The 255-nt window shown below is 35.7% G+C and carries 1 protein-coding gene; it reads left to right on the top strand.

Annotation, left to right across the window (positions count from 1 at the left end):
* Positions 1-255, top strand: a 255-nt coding sequence (locus D0817_RS26395) for a hypothetical protein (protein ID WP_238160973.1), incomplete at both ends; no start/stop codon positions are given.

The raw sequence follows: 255 nt of genomic DNA, 5'->3' as shown, positions 1-255 counted from the left end.
CGGAGATTTACGCTAATGATTTGAATGAATTTTTAATTGAGTTAGCAGATAAATTCTTTTACGGTTCCGCGGGGTCTTCCAGTTCAATCCCTTCTCCGCTGGATGTAAATGTGATTAATTTTGAACCCTATTTGCATAAATATAAGAATCCTTATATGTGTGATGCCAGTTACTACACAAGTGATTACAATCCTTACATAGTTCGTTGTACAATGCAATTTGATTCGGCTATTAGTGCGACGAGTTATAAGGTAA

It is taken from the genome of Flavobacterium cupreum (genome assembly GCF_003996965.1).
GTDB classification, from domain to species: Bacteria; Bacteroidota; Bacteroidia; order Flavobacteriales; family Flavobacteriaceae; genus Flavobacterium; species Flavobacterium cupreum.
This window is presented reverse-complemented; position numbering and strand designations above follow the sequence as displayed.